This window comes from Streptomyces klenkii (genome assembly GCF_003626645.1).
Lineage (GTDB): Bacteria > Actinomycetota > Actinomycetes > Streptomycetales > Streptomycetaceae > Streptomyces > Streptomyces klenkii.
Genome location: NZ_RBAM01000240.1, coordinates 1 through 1,003 on the forward strand (window position 1 = coordinate 1; position 1,003 = coordinate 1,003).

Sequence of the window (1,003 nt, forward strand, 5' to 3'; positions counted from 1 at the left end):
GGCGGGCCCGGGCGCGAAGGTAGACGCGGCCGAGGAGATCCGCCGCACGGCCGGCTTCGTCGCGGAGGTGCGCCGCCGCTTCCCCTCCGTCGTGATCAGCGTGGACACCTGGCGGCACGAGGTCGGGGAGGCGGCCTGCGCGGCCGGGGCCGACCTGCTGAACGACGCCTGGGGCGGGGCCGACCCGCGGCTGGCCGAGGTGGCGGCCCGGCACGGGGTGGGCCTGGTCTGCACCCACGCGGGCGGCGCGCGCCCCCGCACCCGCCCGCACCGGGTGGCGTACGAGGACGTGATGGCGGACGTTCTGCGCGTGACCACGGGCCTTGCCGAGCGGGCCGTGGGGCTGGGCGTGCGCCGGGACGCGGTGCTGATCGACCCGGGGCACGACTTCGGGAAGTCCACCCGGCACTCGCTGGAGGCCACGCGGCGGCTGGACGAGATGGCGGCGACGGGCTGGCCGGTGCTGGTCTCGCTGTCCAACAAGGACTTCGTCGGGGAGACGCTGGACCTGCCGGTCCGGGAGCGGCTGCTGGGAACGCTGGCCACGACCGCCGTCTCGGCCTGGCTGGGCGCGCGGGTCTACCGGGTCCACGAGGTGGCCGAGACCCGGCAGGTGCTCGACATGGTCGCCTCCATCGCCGGCCGCCGCCCCCCGGCCGTGGCCCGCCGCGGCCTGGCCTGACGCGGCCCGGCCCGCGCCCCAGGAGTGCGCGGGCAGAGCGCCGTCAGGGCTTGGTGACCAGGTCGATGGCCTCCTCCGGGTCGTCCGTGACGTGGAAGAGGTCGCTGTCCACCGGCGCCGCCTTCCCCTCCGCGACGACCGTGTCCCGCAGCCAGTCCACCAGCCCGCCCCAGTACGAGGAGCCGACCAGCACGATCGGGAAGCGGGTCACCTTCTTCGTCTGCACCAGCGTGAGCGCCTCGAACAGCTCGTCCAGCGTGCCGAAGCCCCCCGGCAGCACCAGGAAGCCCTGCGCGTACTTGACGAACATCGTCTTCCGCA

General features: G+C 75.3%; 2 protein-coding genes. One reads left to right on the plus strand and one right to left on the minus strand.

What is annotated here, in order from left to right:
• Positions 1-682, plus strand: a 682-nt coding sequence (folP, locus tag D7231_RS36045) for a dihydropteroate synthase (RefSeq protein WP_120760609.1), incomplete at its 5' end; no start/stop codon positions are given.
• A 43-nt stretch (positions 683-725) separates the two neighbouring features.
• On the opposite strand, the gene D7231_RS36050 is transcribed toward folP, so the two are convergent.
• Positions 726-1,003 (minus strand): LOG family protein (locus tag D7231_RS36050; protein WP_147449944.1); only part of this gene is annotated, 278 nt, incomplete at its 5' end.